26 protein-coding genes, 1 pseudogene and 1 riboswitch are annotated in these 21,994 nt (G+C 62.0%); of the genes and pseudogenes, 12 read left to right on the top strand and 15 right to left on the bottom strand.

Annotated elements, in window-relative coordinates; genetic code table 11:
* Positions 1 to 1,129 precede the first annotated feature (1,129 nt).
* The 3 genes from YH3_RS33630 (at position 1,130) to YH3_RS37220 (ending at position 1,974) form a co-directional block, all read left to right on the top strand.
* Positions 1,130 to 1,468, top strand: a complete 339-nt coding sequence (locus YH3_RS33630) for a type II toxin-antitoxin system RelE/ParE family toxin (RefSeq protein ID WP_064445042.1) — start codon at positions 1,130 to 1,132, stop codon at positions 1,466 to 1,468.
* Positions 1,468 to 1,749, top strand: coding sequence for a helix-turn-helix domain-containing protein (locus YH3_RS33625; RefSeq protein WP_064445074.1), 282 nt, complete (start codon positions 1,468 to 1,470; stop codon positions 1,747 to 1,749). Before YH3_RS33630 ends, YH3_RS33625 begins: the two co-directional genes overlap by 1 nt.
* A gap of 99 nt (positions 1,750 to 1,848) precedes the next feature.
* Positions 1,849 to 1,974 carry a hypothetical protein gene (locus YH3_RS37220; protein ID WP_274522711.1) on the top strand — a complete coding sequence of 42 codons (126 nt, stop codon included), beginning with the start codon at positions 1,849 to 1,851 and terminating at the stop codon, positions 1,972 to 1,974.
* A gap of 99 nt (positions 1,975 to 2,073) precedes the next feature.
* On the opposite strand, the gene YH3_RS36345 is transcribed toward YH3_RS37220, so the two are convergent.
* On the bottom strand, positions 2,074 to 2,232 hold the full coding sequence (locus tag YH3_RS36345) for a hypothetical protein (RefSeq protein WP_193777229.1): 159 nt from the start codon (positions 2,230 to 2,232) through the stop codon (positions 2,074 to 2,076).
* A 109-nt stretch (positions 2,233 to 2,341) separates the two neighbouring features.
* Between YH3_RS36345 and YH3_RS33620 the strand changes: the two genes are divergently transcribed.
* Positions 2,342 to 3,466: an IS30 family transposase gene (locus YH3_RS33620; RefSeq protein WP_064445041.1), complete on the top strand. Its 1,125-nt coding sequence runs from the start codon at positions 2,342 to 2,344 to the stop codon at positions 3,464 to 3,466.
* A 77-nt stretch (positions 3,467 to 3,543) separates the two neighbouring features.
* Positions 3,544 to 3,891, top strand: coding sequence for a DUF3024 domain-containing protein (locus YH3_RS33615; RefSeq protein ID WP_064443434.1), 348 nt, complete (start codon positions 3,544 to 3,546; stop codon positions 3,889 to 3,891).
* Positions 3,892 to 4,863: 972 nt separating this feature from the next.
* Here YH3_RS33615 and YH3_RS33605 read toward each other — a convergent pair.
* The 4 genes from YH3_RS33605 to YH3_RS33590 all read right to left on the bottom strand — a co-directional run bounded on the left by YH3_RS33605 (position 4,864) and on the right by YH3_RS33590 (position 9,078).
* A complete protein-coding gene (locus YH3_RS33605) occupies positions 4,864 to 5,256 on the bottom strand; it encodes a VOC family protein (RefSeq protein WP_064445039.1) in 393 nt (130 codons plus the stop codon).
* A gap of 280 nt (positions 5,257 to 5,536) precedes the next feature.
* The gene (locus YH3_RS33600) at positions 5,537 to 6,508 is read right to left on the bottom strand and encodes an isopenicillin N synthase family oxygenase (RefSeq protein WP_064445038.1); all 972 of its coding nucleotides are present in this window, start codon (positions 6,506 to 6,508) and stop codon (positions 5,537 to 5,539) included.
* Positions 6,509 to 6,641: 133 nt separating this feature from the next.
* Complete coding sequence (locus tag YH3_RS33595; RefSeq protein WP_064445037.1) at positions 6,642 to 7,706, bottom strand: isopenicillin N synthase family oxygenase; 1,065 nt, start codon at positions 7,704 to 7,706, stop codon at positions 6,642 to 6,644.
* The gene (locus tag YH3_RS33590) at positions 7,693 to 9,078 is read right to left on the bottom strand and encodes a uracil-xanthine permease family protein (RefSeq protein ID WP_064445036.1); all 1,386 of its coding nucleotides are present in this window, start codon (positions 9,076 to 9,078) and stop codon (positions 7,693 to 7,695) included. The genes YH3_RS33595 and YH3_RS33590 overlap by 14 nt, the downstream gene beginning before the upstream one ends.
* A 185-nt stretch (positions 9,079 to 9,263) precedes the next feature.
* Between YH3_RS33590 and YH3_RS33585 the strand changes: the two genes are divergently transcribed.
* Both YH3_RS33585 and YH3_RS33580 read left to right on the top strand, forming a co-directional pair.
* Positions 9,264 to 9,806: a helix-turn-helix domain-containing protein gene (locus YH3_RS33585; RefSeq protein ID WP_064445073.1), complete on the top strand. Its 543-nt coding sequence runs from the start codon at positions 9,264 to 9,266 to the stop codon at positions 9,804 to 9,806.
* Between the two features lie 380 nt (positions 9,807 to 10,186).
* The gene (locus tag YH3_RS33580; protein WP_064445035.1) at positions 10,187 to 11,152 is read left to right on the top strand and encodes a DUF4192 family protein; all 966 of its coding nucleotides are present in this window, start codon (positions 10,187 to 10,189) and stop codon (positions 11,150 to 11,152) included.
* Positions 11,153 to 11,297: 145 nt separating this feature from the next.
* Here YH3_RS33580 and YH3_RS33575 read toward each other — a convergent pair whose 3' ends face one another.
* The 8 genes and pseudogenes from YH3_RS33575 to YH3_RS33545 form a co-directional block, all read right to left on the bottom strand.
* A complete protein-coding gene (locus tag YH3_RS33575) occupies positions 11,298 to 11,495 on the bottom strand; it encodes a hypothetical protein (RefSeq protein WP_064445072.1) in 198 nt (65 codons plus the stop codon).
* Between the two features lie 20 nt (positions 11,496 to 11,515).
* Positions 11,516 to 11,689 (bottom strand): hypothetical protein, encoded by a 174-nt coding sequence (locus tag YH3_RS37035; RefSeq protein ID WP_238592782.1) that lies wholly within the window; start codon positions 11,687 to 11,689, stop codon positions 11,516 to 11,518.
* 176 nt (positions 11,690 to 11,865) lie between these two features.
* A pseudogene (locus YH3_RS33570) lies at positions 11,866 to 12,985 on the bottom strand (IS256 family transposase); the annotation flags it as partial.
* A 216-nt stretch (positions 12,986 to 13,201) separates the two neighbouring features.
* Complete coding sequence (locus YH3_RS33565; RefSeq protein ID WP_064445071.1) at positions 13,202 to 13,735, bottom strand: universal stress protein; 534 nt, start codon at positions 13,733 to 13,735, stop codon at positions 13,202 to 13,204.
* Positions 13,736 to 13,785: 50 nt separating this feature from the next.
* Positions 13,786 to 14,349: a histidine phosphatase family protein gene (locus YH3_RS33560; protein WP_064445034.1), complete on the bottom strand. Its 564-nt coding sequence runs from the start codon at positions 14,347 to 14,349 to the stop codon at positions 13,786 to 13,788.
* A 35-nt stretch (positions 14,350 to 14,384) separates the two neighbouring features.
* Positions 14,385 to 14,942, bottom strand: a complete 558-nt coding sequence (locus YH3_RS33555) for a universal stress protein (RefSeq protein WP_064445033.1) — start codon at positions 14,940 to 14,942, stop codon at positions 14,385 to 14,387.
* Between the two features lie 10 nt (positions 14,943 to 14,952).
* Positions 14,953 to 15,318, bottom strand: coding sequence for a fluoride efflux transporter CrcB (gene crcB, locus YH3_RS33550; RefSeq protein WP_042926029.1), 366 nt, complete (start codon positions 15,316 to 15,318; stop codon positions 14,953 to 14,955).
* Positions 15,315 to 15,806, bottom strand: a complete 492-nt coding sequence (locus tag YH3_RS33545; RefSeq protein WP_371595649.1) for a CrcB family protein — start codon at positions 15,804 to 15,806, stop codon at positions 15,315 to 15,317. Before YH3_RS33545 ends, crcB begins: the two co-directional genes overlap by 4 nt.
* Before the next feature lie 16 nt (positions 15,807 to 15,822).
* A riboswitch (Fluoride riboswitch) is annotated at positions 15,823 to 15,911 on the bottom strand.
* A 255-nt stretch (positions 15,912 to 16,166) separates the two neighbouring features.
* On the opposite strand from YH3_RS33545, the gene eno reads away from it, so the two are divergent.
* The 3 genes from eno to ligD are packed head-to-tail and all read left to right on the top strand — an operon-like array spanning position 16,167 to position 18,678.
* Positions 16,167 to 17,432 (top strand): phosphopyruvate hydratase, encoded by a 1,266-nt coding sequence (eno, locus tag YH3_RS33540; RefSeq protein ID WP_042926033.1) that lies wholly within the window; start codon positions 16,167 to 16,169, stop codon positions 17,430 to 17,432.
* The gene (locus YH3_RS33535) at positions 17,429 to 17,767 is read left to right on the top strand and encodes a hypothetical protein (protein ID WP_064445031.1); all 339 of its coding nucleotides are present in this window, start codon (positions 17,429 to 17,431) and stop codon (positions 17,765 to 17,767) included. The genes eno and YH3_RS33535 overlap by 4 nt, the downstream gene beginning before the upstream one ends.
* A complete protein-coding gene (ligD, locus tag YH3_RS33530; RefSeq protein WP_308118991.1) occupies positions 17,722 to 18,678 on the top strand; it encodes a non-homologous end-joining DNA ligase in 957 nt (318 codons plus the stop codon). The genes YH3_RS33535 and ligD overlap by 46 nt, the downstream gene beginning before the upstream one ends.
* Positions 18,679 to 18,886: 208 nt before the next feature.
* On the opposite strand, the gene YH3_RS36340 is transcribed toward ligD, so the two are convergent.
* A complete protein-coding gene (locus YH3_RS36340; protein WP_003944609.1) occupies positions 18,887 to 19,024 on the bottom strand; it encodes a hypothetical protein in 138 nt (45 codons plus the stop codon).
* Between the two features lie 155 nt (positions 19,025 to 19,179).
* Here YH3_RS36340 and YH3_RS33520 point away from each other — a divergent pair, with 155 nt between their 5' ends.
* The gene (locus tag YH3_RS33520) at positions 19,180 to 19,902 is read left to right on the top strand and encodes an SOS response-associated peptidase (RefSeq protein WP_064445028.1); all 723 of its coding nucleotides are present in this window, start codon (positions 19,180 to 19,182) and stop codon (positions 19,900 to 19,902) included.
* Positions 19,903 to 19,996: 94 nt separating this feature from the next.
* Positions 19,997 to 20,800 carry a hypothetical protein gene (locus tag YH3_RS33515; RefSeq protein WP_064445070.1) on the top strand — a complete coding sequence of 268 codons (804 nt, stop codon included), beginning with the start codon at positions 19,997 to 19,999 and terminating at the stop codon, positions 20,798 to 20,800.
* A gap of 717 nt (positions 20,801 to 21,517) precedes the next feature.
* Here the strand turns inward: YH3_RS33515 and YH3_RS33510 are convergent.
* Complete coding sequence (locus YH3_RS33510) at positions 21,518 to 21,886, bottom strand: hypothetical protein (RefSeq protein ID WP_154100406.1); 369 nt, start codon at positions 21,884 to 21,886, stop codon at positions 21,518 to 21,520.
* Between the last annotated feature and the right edge of the window lie 108 nt (positions 21,887 to 21,994).

Raw genomic sequence — 21,994 nt, 5'->3', positions numbered from 1 at the left:
TCTCGCGCTTGGGAGACGACGAACTGGCGCAGCGTCCCATGAGCAAAAACCTTGCCCAAGGGTAAGCAAGAACTTCGGTGACGCGTTGTTCCGAGCACGCGGTGCTCAGCTGCCTGGAGTCGTGCATTGGAAAGGTGGATTCTGTTGCCGACGGTTGAAAACTGGTTCTGGCCCACTTTCCGTTTGCGCCGTGAGGCGCTGTGATTCGAGTGGAGGTGAGAGACCTTCGCCGCCGGTCTGTCGTAGCAGGTCGGTGGAGCTGAGGGCAGCCTGATCCGGTGATGCCGGGGAGGGTAGGAGCAGCCCTGACAACGCCGGGACGTGGCCAGTACTGCCAGATGGTGCGGGTCCGGCAAGTGAGATGGAGAGGAGTACGCGAGGAACCAGCGTCATTACGTCCCTCAATGGGCCACCTGCTCGAACCTGGCGGATCGGGGCAGGATGCGGAGCGCACCCACCGAGATCGGTGCGGAACTTCTGGGTTGGTTTATGGAAGCCGGCCGGGAGGCCACGAGGAAGGTCTACGGCGTACTCGTGGCGATGCCGCAGGGACACAGCTGGACTCCTACTTCGTCGAGCGAATCACAGTGAACACGGGAACCGCCTGTCACGGCTCCCGACCTGACGGGTAGCCAGCTCGCCGGGCCGGGATAGACGCATCGACCGTCGAACGTGTCGGGTGGGGCGGAGTCGCCGTAGTAGTCCGAGGCCGGGAAAGGCCGGCCACATAGCGAAGGGCGGCAGCGGTTTTGAGAAGGGCGGATACTGTAATGCCGGAAGATGCGCCACCGAACGGTGACGCCACGTCAGAGTCGGTCCCTGCGGGACCTTCTCGGCGGGTATCTTCAGATGCAGGCCAAGCTTCACTGTTGGGCGGCGGCCGATCCCGGCCGCCGGTTCGACGACCTGTTCAACCTTGTGCACGACCCGGCGACGCTGATCGTGGCGTTCGACCGGGTCGCGGGCAATCGCGGAGCAATGACTCCTGGCGTCGACGGCATTACTGTCGCCGACGTCGAGGAACACGTCGGGATTCCGGGGTTTCTTCGCTGGGTGAGTGTGTCTCGCTGGCTGTTCTCTGTTGGGTGGAGGCTATGCCAGTTCATACAAAATTTTGTATACTCGTGGGGTGAAGAAGATCCAGTTCGTGGGGACCGCATTGGAGGATCTTCGTGGTTTCCCCGATGCGGTTCGTCGTCAGTGTGGTTATCAGTTGGACCGTGTTCAGCAGGGGGTCGAACCGACGGACTGGAAGTCGATGGTCGGTGTGGGTTCTGGTGTGCGGGAGATCCGGGTACGTGATGGGTCGGGAGCGTTCCGTGTCATCTACGTGGCGAAGTTCGCGGACCGGGTAGTTGTGCTGCATTGCTTCCAGAAGAAGTCGCAGAAGACGTCGGCGGCGGACTTGGCTACCGCGAGGAAGCGGTACCAGCAGGTGATAGCGGATGGCGGGAAGGGTGAGTGGTGATGAGCGATGAAATCTATGGCAGCGTGTGGGATGCGATCGAGGACACTGCGCAGGAGGCGGAGAACATGCGGTTGCGGTCGAGTCTGCTGATTGCGTTGTCTCGGCGCATCGAGACCGAGGGATGGACTCAGATGGATGCGGCGGCCCGGCTTGGTGTGACTCAGCCGCGGGTGTCGGATTTGATTCGAGGAAAGATCGACCTGTTCAGTCTTGATGCGTTGGTCAACATGGTGTCGGCTGCCGGACTTCATGTCGATATGACGGTGAGCGCTGCCGCGTAAGGGCGCCGACGAAGCGCTGGAATCTGTTTGGTCTCAGGCCCGACCCGTACCCGATTTCCGGGGTGCGGGCCAGGTGCTGTGCGGAAGTGTTGTGACCTGATGGCACTTCCCTGGGGTGTTTTGGGTGTGTGGGGCGCCGGCGGTGGGGTCGGTGGGGTGGTCGGGCTCAGCGGTGGGGGAGTGGTGCGCGGCGGGCGGGGTGGTGGTGGCCCTTGGAATTTTTGAATAGTGTTGTTTGTCAGTGTTTTTGGCATCAGTTTACATGCGGTGAGGTTCCGGGAAATCTTATATCGCCGGCGGTATTAGGAAGAGGGGACTGTCGTGTTACCAGGTGGCGGCATTGCTTGCCATCGTTAGTCGAAGAGGATCTGACAACGGCTCTGGAGACTGCACCCGTGCAGGGATCGCCGCCGCGAGGACCTGACCGTGCCCCACAGTTCCGGTGCCGTCGAAAGACATGTGAAATTGGATCGAGATGCTCATACGACAAATGTATGGCCGCGCTGGATTCGACCTGCTCCGAAAACGAACTTGCTCTCAATACGTCAACGCATCACTGCTGGTGACATGATGCGTGATCGTGGAGGCATGGATGGGCAACAGGGCGCTCGGGTTCACTGTGGATCAAGAGAACACGATCTGGGAGATGTGGCGTCGCGGTGATTCGCTGAGTGCGACCGGGCGGGTCCTCGGGGAGAGTGTCCCTCAGATCGGCCGGTTCCTGCGTAAATCCGGCGGTATCCGGCCGCTCCCACGTCGTCGGCGAGCATCTCATCTCACGGCCGGGGAGCGTGAAGAGATTTCCCGTGGGATCGCCGCCGGTGACAGTGCTCGGACGATCGCCGACAAACTCGGAAGATCCCCGTCCACGATCGCTCGGGAGATCGCCCGCAACGGCGGCCGCGAACACTATCGGGCGACCCCGGCGGATGCCGCAGCGTATGTCCGCGCGCGCCGCCCTCAAATCTCGACTCTCTCTACCAGGCATTTTCTGCGGGAGGTTGTCACAGGGAAGCTGAGTGAGCAGTGGTCACCGCAGCAGATCTCCGCCTGGCTCCGGCGCGAGTATCCGTCCGATCCGCAGATGTGGGTTTCGCACGAGACGATTTACCGTTGCCTGTACATACCGTCGCGGCAAGTATTCGACGACACAAAATTTCACGAACTGCGTACCGATCGGCGGATCCGCCGGCCTCGTGGGAAGAAACGCTCCCACGGGCGCGGGCAGATACGGAACAGGGTCCCCATCGATCACCGCAGCCCAGCAGCGGATGCTCGTAGCGAGCCCGGACATCTGGAAGGTGATCTCGTGTTCGGCACCCGCCCGTCGGCGGTCGCGACGCTGGTGGATCGGCAATCACGCGCCGTGCATGTGGTCGCACTGCCGGACGGGTACCGGGCCGAGACGGTTGCGGACGCCTTGATTGCCTATCTGGGCCGGTTGCCTGCGCATCTGCGTCGGTCGTTGACGTGGGATCGGGGACAGGAAATGGCCGCGCACGAGCGCATCACCGCAGCACTCGACCTGCCCGTCTACTTTTGCGCCCCGCATCATCCGTGGCAACGAGGGACGAACGAAAATACGAACGGGCTCCTGCGCCAGTACCTGCGCAAGAACGCTGACCTGCGCACTTTCAGCCAGGAGGGCCTGAATTCGATCGCGGCGAGACTCAACGATCGGCCTCGTCGGGTGCTCGACTGGGACAGTCCACGGTAACGAGAAGACCAGGTGCTCGGTTCCTCCGCAGTTGGATAGCAAAGCTGGCCATAACGGCGGTTGGCATGATGATGGTCATGGCTGCCACCGGACTCCCCGAACTCGATGTCGCCCGTATCGTGAAGTACTGCGCCAGTAGAGTTCCCGATCGTCTGCGTCATGAGATTCGGGTCGAATGCGACATCGCGCCGCGCCATGTCACGATCTGCGAATGCCGGCCGCCGTGGCGTGAGGACTTCGGACCGGAGTGGACGCGATTCCCGATCGCCCGCCTGTCTTACACGAAGAAAACCGGGCTGTGGACTCTGTATTGGCGGGACCGGAACCTCCAATTTCACCGTTACCAGTTCTTAGCGCCGAGCCCTCACGTTCAGGATTTGCTCGATCACATCGAAAACGGTGGCGATCCGATCTTCTGGGGCTGATCCGTTATCGTCGGTGATGCGTTGACCTATTGAGACCAAGATCGATTTACGGACGCCCAGTTGGAAGATGCATAACGCCAGTTCGCATGCGGTTTCAGGTGTCGAAAACCCGTGTCGAAAATCTATGTCGAATTGCCTGCGTGGCATAGTGTTTTCGACGGGTTGTTGGCCGACCTTCCTGTGAAGACCGGAGCGCTGCCAATCACGGAGCCTGCTCGAGGTTTTCAGGCGTCGGAGCTGTGGATGCTGATGGCGCAGTGGTAGCCCTGACCATCGTGACACGCCTGGCCCGAGAAAAATCGTCGTACCGTCAGAGTCGCAGGTGATGCCTTGAATTCGACATTCCCGATTTCCAGGGAAGCCGGGGATGTCGAACGTCGTCCGTATTGAGCACACAACACGGCGACCCGCTATCCGTGCTGAGTCGACCCGTCATGTCGAATCCGTGCGCAACCACGGTAAGCCAGCGCGCGAGTTCGATACGGGTTTTCCGCTCACGTTCATTCGGGCGGATGACAGAGCCCATCTGAACACTGACAGGAGCAGCGTCGTCGTTCCGCTTCTGCTGCGGACCGAGAATGTACTGCCACGCAGCGCATTCTCGGTCGGCGGCGGCGGCGGCGAGCGTAGTGATTACTCTTGCGCTCGATGGGGGAGGCGGCCGTTGCGGTTGGCGCCGAGTGTTGTTGGGAAGGATCGCCCGGTGTACGGGCTTCCTGCAACTGAAGTGATCCGGAAGGATGCCGGAGGCCCGGTGTTTTCCGGAGGTTTCGGCATCGGTTCCTTCCGTGGTCGGTGAGATGTTTTTCGCCGATCTCACGCTTCTGCACGCGGTCGGAGGCAAATGCGTCGAGTGGGGTACGTTGCGCGTCTCGACTTGGGTGTAGGTCCGGCCACCGCAAACGCGATAGGTGAGATTCAGTTCATTCCCATTGTGGACAGGCGGGAATCTGTTAGACGGTGTTCGTATTTTCAGTTCGTGTTGTTGATGCGGAAGGCATTACCTTCCAGGTCGAGAAGAACCGACTGATGGGATCCGTAGTACGTCGTGTAAGGCTCTTTGATGCAGACGGCCCCGGTGGAGACCGCTTTCTTGGTGAGCGCGTCGACCTGGTCGTCGGTATCGACTTCGAACGTCCAGAACGTTGTGGTGACGCCGCCCAGCGGAGTGCTTTCAGGAAGATCGAGCAGGGAAATCGCTTGTGGTGCATTGAATCCGAGTGAGGTGTCTCCGATCCTCAACGCACGGAAGTGCTCAGAAGCTAGCTCCACTGTCTCGGGGAGGTCGAAGAGATCGCGGTAGAAGTCGGCTTGGGTAACGACGTCACGGCAGATCATGCTTGCGAAGGACAGAGAGATGTTCATGGTTCTCCTTCTGGAAGGTGGTTCTCGGGCTGGTAACTGGTCAGGGCCGGGTCAACACCACAGCTGTGGGAGAGCGAACGGTCGGCTAGCGGATCGCTGCCGTCGGCGTCCTGTCTCGTCTTCCCGCGCGCCAGTTGGGTCCCATCGGCGGATCCGGTCAAGCCACTGTGTATGTCCTGGCGGATCGAGGGGACGTGTTGTGCCGGTGACGTTCACGGCTTCAGGCATCATGGAGTCTCCGATCGTGGGTGTTGTGGAGTAGCTAACTACCGTGGGGCGGTTAGCTGACGGAGGCGGCCATAGCTCGGCGACGCAGGTATTCGCCGGCCTGAATGGCCGGCAGGCCGGTGTTCTTGCCGATCGGGGTGGGCATGGGTTCGATCAGTGCATCGACGTTGGCATCGCAGAACTGGATGAGCGAGATCAGCTCTTCGCGGGGTGCTTCCTGCTGGGGAGGGAGGACGCGGTGGCGGGTCGAGCGCCAGCGGTCTCCGGTCCATCGCGCCATCAGATCGCCGATGTTGACGACGAGGGTGCCCTCGACGAACGGTGCGTCGAACCATTCGCCGCCGCTTTCAACCTGGAATCCACCGTATCCGACCTGGCGGTCGAGGAGGGTGAAGATGCTCCAGTCAGTGTGCGGTGCGACGCGGAACTGACCGTCCTGGGGGTCGCCGGTCTCTTCGAGCGCGGGGTAGCGGTTGAGGTTGAGAGTGCGTGTCCCATTGGAGGTTCGCTCGATGAACCACTCGCGGTCGAGATCGAGCGCTTCGGCGCACATCCGGAGGAGTTCGTCGTAGAGGCCGTACATCGTGTGCATGTACCGCGCGGCGTGTAGTTCGAGTGCGGGTACTTCCTCAGGCCAGATGTTTGGCTTGAACCAGTAATCGTCGAGGTCCGCGTTGCCGCTGGGCTGGTTTCGTCCGATTGTGTAGCTTTCCTTCATGTCCGGGCGGGACGCGTCCGCGTCCACGCCGTCGAAGGAGTTAGCTTCCTTTCCGCTGGGGAGCCAGCCCCGTCCGCCGACAGTGGTCGCGTACTTTGCCTTGGTGTCGGCGGGTAGGGAAAAGAACTCTTTCGCGGCTGCGCGCAGGTCCGAGCCCAGTTCTGTTGGCACACCATGGTTTGCGAGCATCAGGAACCCGGATTCTTGCATCGCGCGGTCGAGTTCGTGTGCAATGGTTTTCTGCTGGCTAGGGTCGCCGGTGCGCCAGATGGCGAGGTCGATAACGGGGATGTGTGGTGTGTTCATGGTCCTACCTCGGGGTCGATGGGGATGCGGGATTGTGCGATGGTGTCGGATGCGATGTCAGCGCGATGTCGCGGAGTATGTGCGGTGTAGTGAGCGCGACGACTGTAGTGATGTCAGAGGCTTTGGCCGCAGGTTACGTGTGCGCCCTCGCGCTCGCCGCAAGAACGCGTGCTGCTTCGCGAACGGCGGCAGTGTTGGCCTTACCCTGTTGGGCCCCTGCGATTTTGGCTTTGACATGGTCGCGGATCAGGATCGGATCGTAGGCGAGGCCGTTGTCAGTGTCTAGGTGGCTGGGCAAGGTTGCGATGGTGGCGTCGACGTTGCCGTCGTGGAAGAACGCGACGGATCGGCGTCGTTGGATGGACCCGTCGATGATCGGGGGTTTGACCCGGTGCAGTGTGGACATCCAACGGTCGTTCGTCAGCCGAGCCGTGAGATCACCGAGATTGACCAGTAAGGCGTTGTCGATGGGCTGGACATCATGCCAGTCGCCGTCTCGTCCGAGTACTTGCAGACCTGGGACCTGATCGGCCCACAGGATTGTCACGAGACCGAAGTCGGTGTGTTCACCCATGCCGGTCAAGTCGCCGTCGAGTGTGATGGTGCCCTCGGGTAATGCGTAGTTGTTCATCCTCAGCACGTCGATCGAGTGGTCGGTGAGGGATTCGAAGTAGTCGCGGGGCAGGTCGAGTGCGTCGGCGAAGACCGTGGTCAAGGTGTTGGCGACTCGTCGCGCGTGGCTGTAGTACTGCTCGAGTTGCGGCCGGAAGTCGGTAATGTCGGGCCACACGTTGAGCCCGTAGTCCGACTCCGACAGTGACAGTTCGGGGAACCACCGGGCTTCGGCGCCGATGTTGAACGCTTCGAAGAAGTCGTTCATGCGGGTCGCGGATTCGAGGCCCAGACTCAGGCTCAGCGACTCGCTCTTGGGTGGGCTGTAGCCCCGGTTTCCGTCGGCCCGGTAGGTCTTCTTGACGTCGAGGGGGAGGCCGAAGAAGGCATCGACCGCGGTGGTGAGACCGGAGAGTATGTCCTCTGGTACGCAGTGGCCGATGACCTGGACGAATCCGACGCTTTCGCAGGCTGCATCCATCTTCCGGGCGACCTCGGCCCGTTCCATCACGCTGCCGGAGCCGGTGTAAGGACTGATATCGACCACGGGCACCTGGAAGGTCGAGTGCGCATCAGTATGTGACATGGGATTCTCCGATCGGGGGATTCACTGATGTTGTGTTGGTGTCGCGGTCTGACGCGGCGAGGGCACGCCGCGCTGATGTACCGAGACCGGTGTGATTGAGAACGAGATTGAAAACGAAGGCCGTGACCGCGGCCAGGGTGATTCCGCTGCCGAGCACGATCTGAACCGAATCCGGGAATTTGGTGAACATGCCTGGCATGAACGTCGGCAACAAACCGACACCGACGGTCGCGGCGGCGATCGTCATGTTGATCGGGTCACCGAGATCGACCTCACGGAGAGTGTTGATACCGACGATCGCCACGACTGCGAACAAGATCAACCCGACACCGCCGACCACTGGTGCGGGAAGCCCGGCGACGAGGGCCCCCAGCTTCGGAACCAGGCCGAGCATGATCAGGATGACACCACTGACGGCGGTGACGTATCGGCTGTAAACGCGGGTTGTGGAGACTGCACCGACGTTGTTGGCATACACGGTGTCGATGAAGGCGTTGAATACCGCTCCGACGATGCCGGAGACGCTGTCGGCGGTCAGTCCACGCGCGAGATCGCCTCGGCTGATCGGCTTTCCGGTGATCTCACCAAGAGCCAGGATACTGGCTGTGGACTCGGCGAAGACGACGATCATCACGATGCTCATCGCGACCACGGCAGTGACCGGAAACTCTGGTGCACCGAAGTGGAACGGGGTGGGAATGCCGAACCAGTCGGCGGTGCCGACGGCGCTGAGGTCGTAAAGTCCCATCGGGATAGAGATCACGACACCGATGACCAGTGCGATCAGAACGCCGAGCTGTCGCCACAGGCCTCGTCCGAGGCACAGCACCGCTACTGCGATGAGGATGATCAGGGCTGCGAACCCGATGTTGGTGGGGGAAGCGAAATCGGTTGCGGTGGAATCCTGTCCGACTATCAACCCGCCGGCGACACCGATGAGCGAGAGTCCGACCACAGTTAATACGGCCCCGGTCACCAGTGGCGGGAAGAACCGGAGAAATCCGGAGAACAGCCATGCGAGCGGAATACCGATCAAGCCGCCGACGAGCATGGACCCGTATACGGCGGGCATGCCGTATTGGTGGGCGATGAGGATCATCGGCGCGAGCGCCGAGAACGATCCTCCGCAGATGATGGGCAGCCGGATGCCGATCGCGCGGCCGATCCCGAGACTCTGTACGACGGTGATGACGCCGGAGATCAGCAGATCCGCACAGATCAGCATCGCAATCGTCTGGGCATCGAGCCCGACTGCGGCGCCGAAGATCAGCGGAACACTGACACAGCCGGTGTACATGATCAGCACGTGCTGCAGCCCGAAGGCGACCAGACGAGGGATCGGTGGACGCGTATCCACGGGATGAACGGGCATCAATTACGCTCCAAAGTCGCAGGAAGGAATGCCCGTATTGTTGTAACTAATAATCTATTATCTGAGTCAATGGAGTTACATCTTTGTTAGCAAATACGCACGGGAGTCCCGCACGTCAGTCGCGCAGCTCGTCTCCCGAGGCGCCCTGATAGCTTTTCCCTGTGGAAGACGGCGACGACCAAATCATGCTTGCGCGTTCGTTGGGCGCATCGATTCGGGAGGCCCGTAAGTCGGCTGGGATCACAGTCACCGGGTTGGCGGAGAAGACGGAACTCTCGCAGCCGTTCGTCAGTCAGATCGAGAACGGGCACACCACCCCCAGCGTGCTCAACCTGCACCGTATCGCGAAGGCGCTCGGGACCACCGCACACGAACTTCTCGAACGAGGTGCCCGCGCCCCCATCAAAGTGGTGCGGGCAGTCGATTCCCGCTCGTACAACCTCAGCCCGTCTGCCGTCTTGCGATTCTGCATCGGTGGTACGCGGCTGATGGACTGCAACGAGGTCACCGCCGAGGCGCATAGTCAGGCTGATTCGGCGACCGCCCACGAGGGTGAAGAGTTCGTGTACGTCATCGAGGGTGAAATCCGACTGACCATCGACGGTGGTGACTACACTCTCGGACCGGGCGATACCGCATATTATGCGGCGACCATCCCGCATCGATGGTTCAACGACACCGACAGACGAGCCCGGTTTCTCTTTGTGGGTACACCACCGAGTTTCTAGCCGGTAGGGGCGGAGGTCAGTGGGAGTGCCGCGACTACACGCTGCCGACGGAAAGGTGACTCCCGCCCGGGCGGCCGGCCACCTTCGGTGTCCCCAAGAGGATGCTCCGCTGCGCTCCGCCCTGCAAAAGCATTGATTTTAATTCTCCTTTTGGCCTTCCGATTCTCGTCGGCGGTGACCTGCGCGCAACCCCTGGCGGCTGCGCCGGCCGATGGCTCCGACAAATTTTCTCTAAGACACTCGCTGCGCTCGAAGAGAAATTTTCCCGGCCCAGAAGTTGCACTCCGGCCCCCTCATACCGACGCGATTCTCCTTTGCCAGAAGGCGAAAAAAATTGGCGGGGCACCAGGCCCGGCCACTTTCACAGCAAGGGGACCCACATGCAGCACATCCGTTTGACCACCGCGACCGACGTACTGGCGGCAATCCCGGCGATTCTTGGATTCGTCCCCACCGATTCCGTTGTCATGGTTGCGTTGACCGAAGACGGCACCCTCGCATTCGTCGCTCGCACCGACGCACAGCACGCCGCTTCGGTAGAAAACTTCCGCATCGCCATGCCGCAGTCCAACGTCGCAATGGTGATCTGGATTGTCGTCGGAACCGGACCGATCGCCGCCGCAGGACTCGACCACATCGAGCAGGCCCAACGAGAGCTCGACACTTTGGGAGTCCGGAGCGTCCGCACACTCGTCACAGCGTCACTCGAGGCCGACGCGGAATGGTTCGACATCAACGGCGACGAAAGCGGCCGCACCGCCGACCACACCGTGTCCGATACGACTATGGCGAGAATGCTGCAAGGCCGCCACACATCGAGCAGCCGCGACGAAATCGAGTCCCGCTACAACGAACACGAGGCGGTCGCAGACATGGACGCCGCCCACGCGGCAGCACGGGAGCAAGGCGAAGAGTTCGGACCGACCACCATCGCGGAGCTAGCCGAAATCGTGCGCAACTTTCACGTCCCCAGTCCCGAGCTTTCCGCACGCGTCGGATTGTGCGCGGCCACAGACCCGCACCACCGCGACGCACTCATCGGAGTCATCACCATCAATCAGGCCGCCGCAGCGGATGCCTTCACCACCATCGCCGCGCACCTACGCGGAACCTACCGAGTCGAAACCCTCACCATCGCAGGAATAGCTTCCTACGTCGCCGCCGACGGAGTCGCCGCAGCAATTGCATTCGTCGCCGCCCGCCGCACCGATGCCCGCCCGAGCAACTTGCTCGATCTTCTCGAGACGTCGCTCGCCAACGGCGTCAATCCCGAAATGATCGCCGAGCTGGTCGCCATCGGCGTCGAGGTTGCCCGATCGATGGGAGTCGTCCTCGACACCGAATAACCGAACGAACAAAAGCGGCGGCCCCGACTCAACTCGAGAGAGTCGGGGCCGCCCCGTACGCGGTGGTGGTTGCTCGGGCATCGAGCCCTGACAACCACTGCGCGACAACGCCTGCACTCACGATTCGTGCCGCGCCTCACGTCGATCAGTCGAAGACGCCGTCCGTATCACCCGGCATCGGAAAAGCGATGTCGACCCGCGGAGCCTGCGGTACCGACGCACCGGTCAGTCCCTCGACGACCGCCACGAGATCCGCATCCGTGATTACTCGCGTGTGCTTCGTCGCCTGATACGCGGCAGCCTCGATCTTGGACCGCTCACGCGGGATGTAGTTCTCGCTCATCTGCACTGCCTCTCGTCTAATTAAAAAAGTGTCGGGGTGTCGGTGCGGAGCAACGCGTCCTGCACCGCGTCCGCGTCCCATCCATTACGCAGCGCCTCACGCAGCGCGCGCGATCGAGCTGCCCTCGCCGCGCGGTCGGGTCCGTACCAACGCCAACTCTGCCCGCGACCACCGCCGCGCCCTTTCGCGCCCATACCGGCGAGGTTCTGCGCCTGGGTTCCGACGACTACGTGCGGGCGACCTAACGCTTCCGAGACCCGAACACAGATAGGGTTGTCGCATACCTCTGGATCGCCATTTCCGAATCGAGCAGGGGCCGGCCGAGTTCGAGCATCAGCGCGTACCGATGAGGGCGAACCACGCGTTGACGACGGGCCTTGATAGCCCTGCGGATTCGGGCGTTGACACTTTCGATGGCGTTGGTCGTGTAGATGACCTGCCGGATGGCGTTGTCGAATTGTAGGAACGGCACGAACTCAGCCCAGGCATTGGTCCAGAGCCTGATGATCGCGGGATAGCGTTTCTCCCATTTGTCACTGAACTCTGCGAATCGGTCGAGCGCGGCCTGCTCCGACGGAGCCGTGTAGACGGGTTTGAGGTCCTTGGCGATCTCGGACCAGTCCTTGCGGGAGGCATAGGCGTAGGTGTTACGGAGAAGATGGACCACACAAGTCTGCACGATGGTCTGTGGCCACACTTGCTCGATCGAGTCGGGTAGATGCTTGAGACCGTCGCACACGACGATCAGAACATCCTGCACACCACGGTTTTTCAGCTCGGACAACACCCGAAGCCAGTACTTCGCTCCCTTCCCCGTCGCCGTGCTCACCGGCCCACAATCCGAGGATGTCGCGGGTGCCGTCGACAGTCACCCCCATCGCGACGTAGATCGGCCGGTTGGCGACGTTGCCCTCGCGAATCTTGACGTGGATGCAGTCGATGAACAGCACCGGGTACACAGGGTCCAACGGCCGGTTCTGCCACTCGGCCATGCCTTCCATCACCCGCTCGGTGATCGTCGAGATCGTCTGCTTGGACACATCGGCTCCGTACACCTCGGCCAGGTGTGCAGCGATCTCACCGGTCGTCAAACCCTTGGCCGACAATGAGATCACCATGTCCTCCACGCCTGAGAGCCGACGCTGCCGCTTGGCCACGATCTTCGGCTCGAAGGAGGAATCCCGGTCACGGGGCACCTCGAGTTCGACCGGGCCGGCCTCGGTCAACACGTTCTTGGCTCGTCTGCCGTTGCGGGAGTTGCCGCTGCCCCTCCCTGCCGGGTCGCTCTTGCCGTATCCGAGGTGGTCGTCCATCTCGCCTTCGAGCGCGGACTCCACGACTAGCTTGGTCAGCTTCGACAGCAATCCACCCTCTCCGGTCAACTGCAGCCCTTCGGCTCGCGCCTGCTCGACCAGCTCTTTGAGCCGCGCATCGCTGATACCCGGCTGAGCCGAGTTCGTCTCTGTCTCACGATCAATCACATCAGTCATAGTGGCGTATCTCCTTTCAGAGTTACACCGTTGTTCTTACAGTCCCCAACCTCCCGAATGACGAGTTTGAACCTTCACGGAAGACCCTGTTGACGCTCCGTCGGGGTGCAAGGGATCGTCGGTACCCGCTACGATCATGGCCGGGTGTTTGGTGTCCAGATGGCGACGCTGTCTCTGTTTTCTCTTCCCGGGGGCAGGCAATGCAGGCTGTGGACATTAGCGCACTTGCGGTGGCCATGCTGTCGCAGTGACGGCAGCGGGGATCAGGAGTACCGGGTATTGATCCTGACGAGTGAGTCTGCTCGAGACGGAGGTGTGAAGCAGGGCTCCCAGCGCCGATACGGCTCCCGTACGTGGTGCGCCGACGACGATGACGAATGCACCGTACTCTTTTGCCGATTTGAGTAGATATTCTGCCGGGTCGGCTCGCACACAGTCGTAAGTCCAGGCTCCGGGGAAGGTCTGTAGTGCTGCCACGGCATGATCACGTTGTGCGGCGACCGCGTGTTGGAAGCGGTTCTCGTACTGGGGCGAGTCGGTTTCGATCGGCATGTCTTCGCTGTCGACGCAGTGCACGACATGGACGTCGGCGTCCTGGCCTGCGGCGAACGCCAACGCGTTCTTGCTGATGTCGCCGGTCCCGAAGCCTACGACGACATGCCTGGTTGTGGCCATCTGCGGGCGGGATTGACCGAGATGAGATGTCAGTGGTGATCGCACGGTGTCGTGGATGTGTGGGGAGTGGGTCATGGCGTCCTCCTCGTCGAGTATGTGGCGCACTGGGTGTTCGGTGGTTTCGGTCAGATCTGGGGTTGCTGATCGACGAGATCTATCTGCCACTGTCCTTGCGAGTAGCTCAGCCGCTGATAGGACCCGGTGGGAACGGTCAACGCGATTGCCGGGTCGAGGCGTTTCATCACGGGGCGGATGACGGCGTCGTGGGTGACGACGATCAACGGTGTCGAATCCGAGGTGTGTTCGGCGAGGTCGTCGAGAGCGGGCAGGACGCGGGCGAGGACGGATTCGGTCGGTTCCACACCTGGTGCCGCGTCGACGGTGCCCCATTCGGCGAGGACTTCACTTTTACGATGCCCGGTCCAGAATCCGTAGTCGCGGTCGTTGAAGCGGGCATCGACGTAGTGCTCGATACCCATTGTGTCGGCGATGATCTCGGCGGTGCGGGCTGCACGCTGCAAGGGGCTGGAGAGGATCGAGGCCGCTGCTGCCTCGGACAGAGCTGCAGCGGCTGCGGCGGCTTGGCGTTCGCCGACGTCGTCGAGCGGTGGATCGGCCAGACCGCGTAGACGTCCGTCAGCGTTGAACGCGGTGTTCCCGTGACGGACGAGGTAGAGCTCGATGGCCATGAGGATCCTTTTCTGTCGGTGCGCCGGTCCGCTGGTCACGAATCGGCAGGGTTACCGGGCGTCCATCCGCTGAACTGGGCGCCGGGGGGGATCATCAGCAGTGGCCGGTGGCTACGGTGAATCAGGTGCGCGGACACCGATTCGCCGGACATGCGTTCGAGCATCGACATGAACCCGCGACGTGGTGTGCCGATGATGATCATCAGTGCGTTGTGGTGTTCGGCGATCGAGGTCAACAGGTGCATCGGATCGTCCTGAGTGCAGTCGTAGGACCAGTTCCCGGGAAGCGGTGCGAGAATGCGGCACGCGTCGATGCGTTCGGATTCGAGGCCGGCAGCGAAGTCGTTCTCGTAGTCGGGAGAGTCGGGATCGATGGGAAGATCGTTCGGGTCGACGCTGTGCCCGACGTGGAGGGCGGCGTTGACGTGCTGCGCGAATTCCACGGCGAACCTCAACGCCGAGAGCGATCCGGCATTGCGGTCGAATCCGACCACCAGATGACAGTTCGGCGGGTGCGCCCGGGGTCCGTCGATGTGCAGTGGTGGCAGTGATCGGAGGTTGCCGGTGAATGCGCTTCGGTGGTCTTTGCTCATCGTGTTCTCCTCACAGACCCGCCAGCGCGAGGCCGGCGGCGCCGGCAGTCACCGTCAAGACGAGGGTGCCGACCGCATTCCCCAGCGCAGGCCAGTAGCGTTGTCGTTGAATCAATCTCACGGTTTCGAAGCTGGCGGTACTGAAGGTGGTGTACCCGCCGCAGAACCCGACGCCCACGATCAACTGCAGTTCACGGGAAGCACTGTGGAAGAGGACAGCTCCTGCTATCAGACCCAGGATCAGGGAGCCGGTGACGTTGATGACGACGGTCGCCCACGGGAATTCGGTACTGCGCCGGGTTCGGATCGCGCCGTCGAGAACGAAGCGGGCCACTGCGCCGACGCTGCCGGCGAGGGCAATCCACACGGTGATCATCGTGAGACCTCGACACGTCGGGTCCGTACCTGCGCGCCCACTGCGATACCGGCGGTCGTGGCGAGGAGACCGGCGATCACACTGGCTACCGCGTACAGGGCGGCACTGCCCAGGTGGTGATCGCGCACGAGGAGATCGGTGTCGACGGCGAGTGTGCTGTAGGTGGTGAAGGATCCGAGCACTCCCGTTCCGAGACAGAGTCGGAGTCGTCGGCGCCATCCGGCGTCGTCACCGAGCCGGGTCAATGCTTCGAGTAGGCACCCCAACAACAGGGCGCCGGCGATGTTGATCGCGAACGTCGTCCACGGGAACTGTCCCGCCGAGGTCGGAAACGCCACCCCCAATCCGTAGTGCAGCGGCGCACCGAGCAGGCCACCAGCGGCGACAGCGGCGATCGCAGACGGGCGAACATGCAACGGGCCGGACTCACGGGGAACGGAATCGGGATCGACCGGCAGTGTCGGGGCGGGGTCGGGCCTACGTGTCACGGACATACTCCTTCCACGGTGGGAAGGAGCCATCAGCCCCGGAGTGGGGCGGTTCAGACAACCCTCCAGAGGGTGCCTAGGCGGAGATCCATCGCCTGTTCTTTTTCGAATATAGCGTGTACGCGGTCTCGCTGTCTTCCGCGCCGCCCCGGGGCAGGGTTTCATATCCGACGACGCGCCGAAGTTCGGCGAGTAGCGTGGAGAACGAAGATGGCGGTGGGGCTCGCCACAACCGCATTGCGCGCCCGGTGGGCACGCCATGCCAACGGTCCCTGGCCCAGCACACAGTGCTGGCCGGGACACCCCTGCACAGGATGCGGATGCTCGGTCAGCGACAACCACATCCCTGAGGGGGAATCGATGTCTGTCTCATTCTCGACTATCCGTGCAGTGGAAATCCTCGACTCACGGGGCAACCCGACTCTCTCGGTGACCGCGCACCTGCGCGAGGGCACCGTGGTCTACGCCGGAGTCCCCTCCGGCGCCTCCACCGGCACCCGCGAGGCGGTGGAGTTGCGTGATCACGACGCAGCACGATTCGGTGGCCGCGGTGTTTCCCGGGCTGTCGCTCACGTCAACGGACCGATCGCCGATGCGCTGACCGGGCGGGTGTTCGACACACTCGCCGATGTCGACGCGGTGATGATCCAACTCGACGGCACTGCCGACAAATCCAGATTGGGTGCCAACGCGATCGTCGGGGTATCCATCGCCGCTGCACGCGCGTTCGCTGCCGCCCACGCACTCCCGCTGTGGCGTTCGCTGGTCCCAGACGGTGTGCAACCGCGGCTGCCGGTACCGCACTTCAACGTTCTCAACGGGGGCCGCCACGCCCCAAACGCGTTGGACTTCCAGGAATTCATGATCGCACCACTCGGGGCGCCGTCCATGGCCGAAGCAGTGCGGGCGGGAGCAGAAATCTACTCGGCCCTGAGAAGCTCACTCGAACAACGCAATCTGGCGACCGGCCTCGGCGACGAAGGCGGATTCGCGCCGGAGGTCGCATGGCCGGAAGAAGTGCTGACCCTGCTCGTGCATGCGATCACCAAAGCCGGCTACACCCCCGGCGTCGACGGTGTCGCCATCGCCCTCGACCCGGCTGCCAGCGAATTCCACACCCATGGCGCCTACGAAGTGGCCGGGCAACGCATCACCAGTGCTGACATGATCAGCCGATACGAGGACCTGGTCGACGAATTCCCGATCTGGAGCATTGAAGACGGACTCGGCGAAGGCGACCTCGACGGGTGGAAACAACTCACCGCCACTCTCGGCGATCGCATCCAGATCGTCGGCGACGACAACTTCGTCACCAACCCCGCCATCATCACCGACGCGATCGCAGCCGGCGTCGGCAATGCCGCACTGATCAAGGTCAATCAGATCGGTACCGTCACCGAAACCCTCCAAGCGCTGAAAATATGCCGAGACGCCGGATACGCGGCCATGATCTCGCACCGCTCCGGTGAAACAGACGACACCTTCATCGCCGACCTCGCTGTCGCCTCAGGATGCGGGCAGATCAAATCCGGGGCACCCGCACGCGGAGAACGCGTCGCGAAGTACAACCGCCTCATCGAGATCGCCGATGCCAACGTCCGCTTGCCATACGGGCTCTCCGCGTGACAGAGCCATACCGGCGGGTCGATCCGCAGACTCCCGAGCCGACCGACGGTCGATGGTTGACCCCGGGGGTGCTCGGTGTGGGTGGGGCGTCCCTGTTCAGCGACGCCAGCCACGAACTGGTCACCAGCCTGCTCCCGACCTTCCTCACCGCCACCTTGCATGCCGGCCCGGGCGCGCTCGGCGCGATCGAGGGCACCGCGGACGCGTTGACCGGGCTCGCGAGGCTCGCCGGCGGCCCACTGTCGAACGACCCCGCACGTCGGTCGCACTCGAAAGATGAGCCGAGCGGATATATAGAGAATCGCCCACTTCGATTTCGAGTCGCCACGCACTAGTTCAGATAAGGGCCTTTGAATCGAAATGGGATGGCCAAAGAGCAATCGCCAGAACAGGTTCCGAGCATGCGATGCTCTGGTCGCGTAACGGTAACAACATCAGCGCATCGTTCCCTGAGATCGTCGATGCGCTCCACTCTGTGCTCGATCACCGCGAAACCGTCCTCGACGGGGAAATCGTCGCCCTCGGGCCGGACGGTGTGCCGTCCTTCTCCCTGTTGCAACGCCGGATGCACGTGCTCAGACCCACCGCACAGCTCCGCAACGAGGCCGTGACCTCGTATTACGTGTTCGACGTCCTCGACATCGACGGCACATCGACGACTGATCTGCCCTATCTTGAGCGCCGCGAAGTGCTCGCCAATCTCAGCCTCGAACACCCGCGCATCAAAGTCCCACCGCACTGGCTCAACCTCGACGGACCGACCATGCTCGAGGTGGCGCGCAAACACCATCTGGAAGGTATCGTGGCCAAGAACATTTCCTCGATCTATCAGTCCGGCAAGCGATCTCGCGACTGGATCAAAACGCCGCTGAGAGCTAATTGTGAGGCCGTAGTGTGCGGCTTCCTCCCCAGCTCGGGAGGTGTGGCAGGAGGAGTTGGATCGTTGATCCTCGGCGCTCACGACGATTCCGGGGGCCTCAGATATATCGGAAACGTTGGTACGGGTCTGACCGATCGACAGCGCCACGAACTGCGGGACAAGCTCGTCGAACTCCATCAGCCGATCAGCCCGTTCACCATCGAGCCGCCGAGAGCGGTCACCCGCAATGCATCCTGGTCAAGGCCGATCCTCGTCTGCGACGTGGAATACCGCGAGTACACCGGTGGCAGCCTTCGGCACCCATCCTTTCGGGGGCTGCGAAACGACAAGATCGCCGATGAGGTCGACCTGCCCGGCCGCCACTGATCGCCACCGGAGATATGACGAAGCCGCCGGCCCCGAAAAGGGTGTCCAGCGGCTTCACAGGGTCGGTGCCCGCCTTGCGCCTCTCGGCAAGTGGCCGCTCGAAGCGGCATTTCTTTCGGTGGTACCCGGGGCAAAGAACCGAACACCGACAACCTCCACAACGAGACGATGCGCGAACTTATTCCGCACCGCTGACCAGCAAAGAAGATCATTTTCGGGTGATGATCGAGCGCAGTACGAAACGGAAGACAACCGCGGTGCCGGCTCCGACCACAACGCCGGCCACCACCTCGGCAAGGAGAACCCCGACGGTGACACCGAGGACTGTGGCGGACGCGACCGCCAATGCGACATCGGCAGGTGCCGGCCGTGGACCGTTGATCGCACTTCCCCTTTCCCTGCTTGTGATGTATTTGCTGAGATCATCACACGCCATGCGAGCGTGGAAGTCGGACCCACGCTGTTCAATGGGACAGGAACCGACTACGAGGAGGTCAGGCCATGTGCGGGCGCTACGCCAACCGAAGCTCAGATAAGGAATTGCAGTCGTTTTTCGACACGATGCAGACTGTCGGCGACGAACTGCCCCCGTCGTACAACGTCGCACCCACTCAGCCCGTCCGCGTGATCCTCGAACGAACCCCACGCGAGGAACCTGACGCGGAGCCCCAGCGCCAGCTCAGGACGGTCAAATGGGGTTTGCTCCCTGCTTGGTCAAAAGACCGGAAGATGGCGTCCAAGTTGATCAACGCCCGCAGTGAAAGCGTCACGGAGAAGCCGTCATTCAGGAGTAGCGCTTCCAAACGGCGTGCCATCATCCCGGCGACGGGATACTACGAGTGGATGAAAAGTGAAGCAGGGTCGAAGGTTCCCTATTTTCTTCACGGCGAGGACGACATTCTCGCGATGGCTGGACTCTACGAGTTGTGGCCCGATCCTGAACTGCCCGAAGATGATCCGAACAAGTGGGTATGGACCTGCGCAGTGTTGACGCGGCCAGCCTCAGATTCCTTGGGACACATACACGACAGGTCACCGCTGATCCTGCCCGAATCGTTCTGGGAGCACTGGCTCGACCCGAATCTCACCGACAAAGGTGAAGTCCAGGCCATGATCAATTCCGTTCCGGAGCCGCACCTCGAACCGTACGAAGTCTCGACCGCTGTGAATTCTCCGAGGAACAACGATCCAAGCTTGCTGGAGCCGATCGCTGGACCGGCGTAAAGCCCAACCGCTCCCGAGTCTGTTTTTATCGAACCTGTGTTCGACTATCCTGATGGGCGGGAAGTGCGTGCGGATCCAGGAAGGCGGGGCGATGATGAACCAACAGCCCCATTCATCAGCGGAAACAGTGCTGACCAAGGCGGACAAGCTCGAACAGCTCCGCCGCAAGATGGCTTCGATCCCGGCTCGCTCGGACGGCACCGAACCGGCCACTCCGTCGGTGATGCTCAAACCCGTCGGCGAAAAAGAGCTGACTCCGATCGTGGCCACCGCGCAATCGACTCTCCGGATGCTTCCCGTTCCGGCGCCGATCGGTGATCTGCTCCCACGCGGCGGGCTGGCACGAGGAACCGTCGTCAGTGTCGACGGCGCAGCATCGGTCCTGATCGGACTACTCGCCACCGTCACCGCTGCCGGCGGCCACGTGGCGGTGATCGGAATGCCCGGTCTCGGACTTCTCGCTTTCCACGAGCAAGGTGGCGACTTGGCGAAGGTCGCGCTGGTGCCGCAGCCAAAGGACGCTGCAATCGACTGCGCCGCAATTTTGCTGGAGGGTTTCGACGTGGTTGTCCTGGGGCTCTCTGGTGGCGCTGTAACGCCCTCTCGCGGACGGGCTGTGGCCGCGCGCGCCAGAAGTAAGGGATCCCTGTTGATTGTCGCAGAAGGGCAATGGGACGGCCCGGATCTGCGGATCTCGTCGCGAGTGTCTGGATATACAGGTCTGTCAGCGGGGAGAGGGCGTGTGACAGGCGTTCGGCTCGACGTCGCGGCCGTCGGTAAAGGATTCCAACAACGCACGGGCAGTCTGGAGATCCGGGACGAGAGCGGACAGCTCCGCTGGGCAACCGTCGACGACACCACACTCGCAGCGACACCGCCATTGAGGGCAGCGCAGTGATCAATACCGACCATTGGACCGAACGCTGGCCCGATCACCCCGTCATCAGGACATTCGACCCCCCGAGGGCCGTGAAAGTAGACATCGGGAGGGCGCTCCCTCTCGGGCGCGGAGGAGCATCACGCGCCGATCATGTGAGCATGCGAGTGAAAACATCCGCGCTCTATATGTCCGGGTATCTCGATGCAACCCAACAATTTTGGGTGAAAATGCATTCTCTGCACTAGGCAAGCCTTCTCGTCTCAAGCAAGGCGGAACCGATGCCTCATTGGCCTCGCAGGGCTTGTCCGAACAGCCCGACTTGATGTGGTGTCTACCGCGCTTCGACGACTCCCCGATCACCGGGCAAGTGGATCTTGACTTAATTCTGGCCCTTGTAAACGATGCTGACTGCACCAGTGAGGAGACCGATAGCGATCAAAACCCACCCCACTGGCTATGCAACTGATCACACGGACCAACTCGCCTGATACCGATGGCAGACATCGGGCAGTTGCGGTAACTCGAATTCGATCGTTGTCGGAGCCAGGCCGAACTCGGGACATACCCGGTCAACAACTGAATACGCGACAGTGGGCCAGCGATCAAGTCGACTGCTGGCCCGCTGTCGCTCTGGTGTCAGTCGACCGGCACGCCGAGTAACGAAAGAATGTAGACGAGCGGCGCGTATGGTCCCCAAAAAGCCCAAGCCGTTGCTCCCATTTGACTCACCTCCAATCAGGGGCAGTGTCCGCCGAGGTCGCACGGGATCACGGCCGAGATCGGGTGCCGCCACTCCCACGGCAATGGGCAGCGGAGCCATCCGACCAGCAGTTCGACTTCCGCTCGCCACGCTTGAAGCCATGCCACGTCCACCGCAGCGAATACCTTCCACCAGCGAAGGAGATCGTGTGCATACGACTTGATGGTCAGTGGACTCATGTCGGAAAGAACGAGATCGCTCAGGTATGCCGTGATCGGCTCGACGGGATTGCCGTTGATGACCACGGAGAACGGTGCACCTGTGGGTGGATCCGCTCGCCGAACCTCCCGGACCCGTGGCAGCTCTATCCGTCCCTCGAGAACCTGCCGCCGCGTCTCGTCCATAGCCTGCTCCCTGCTGTTGGGATGGCACCCCGCTTTTAGTGCAGTTAACAGACATGATGGCCAATGGTTGGCTTGTAGCCATAGTTCGGCACTGACCACTGACCATAG

The sequence above is a fragment of the Rhodococcus sp. YH3-3 genome (genome assembly GCF_001653035.1).
In the GTDB taxonomy this organism is placed as follows: Bacteria; Actinomycetota; Actinomycetes; order Mycobacteriales; family Mycobacteriaceae; genus Rhodococcus_F; species Rhodococcus_F qingshengii.
This window is presented reverse-complemented; position numbering and strand designations above follow the sequence as displayed.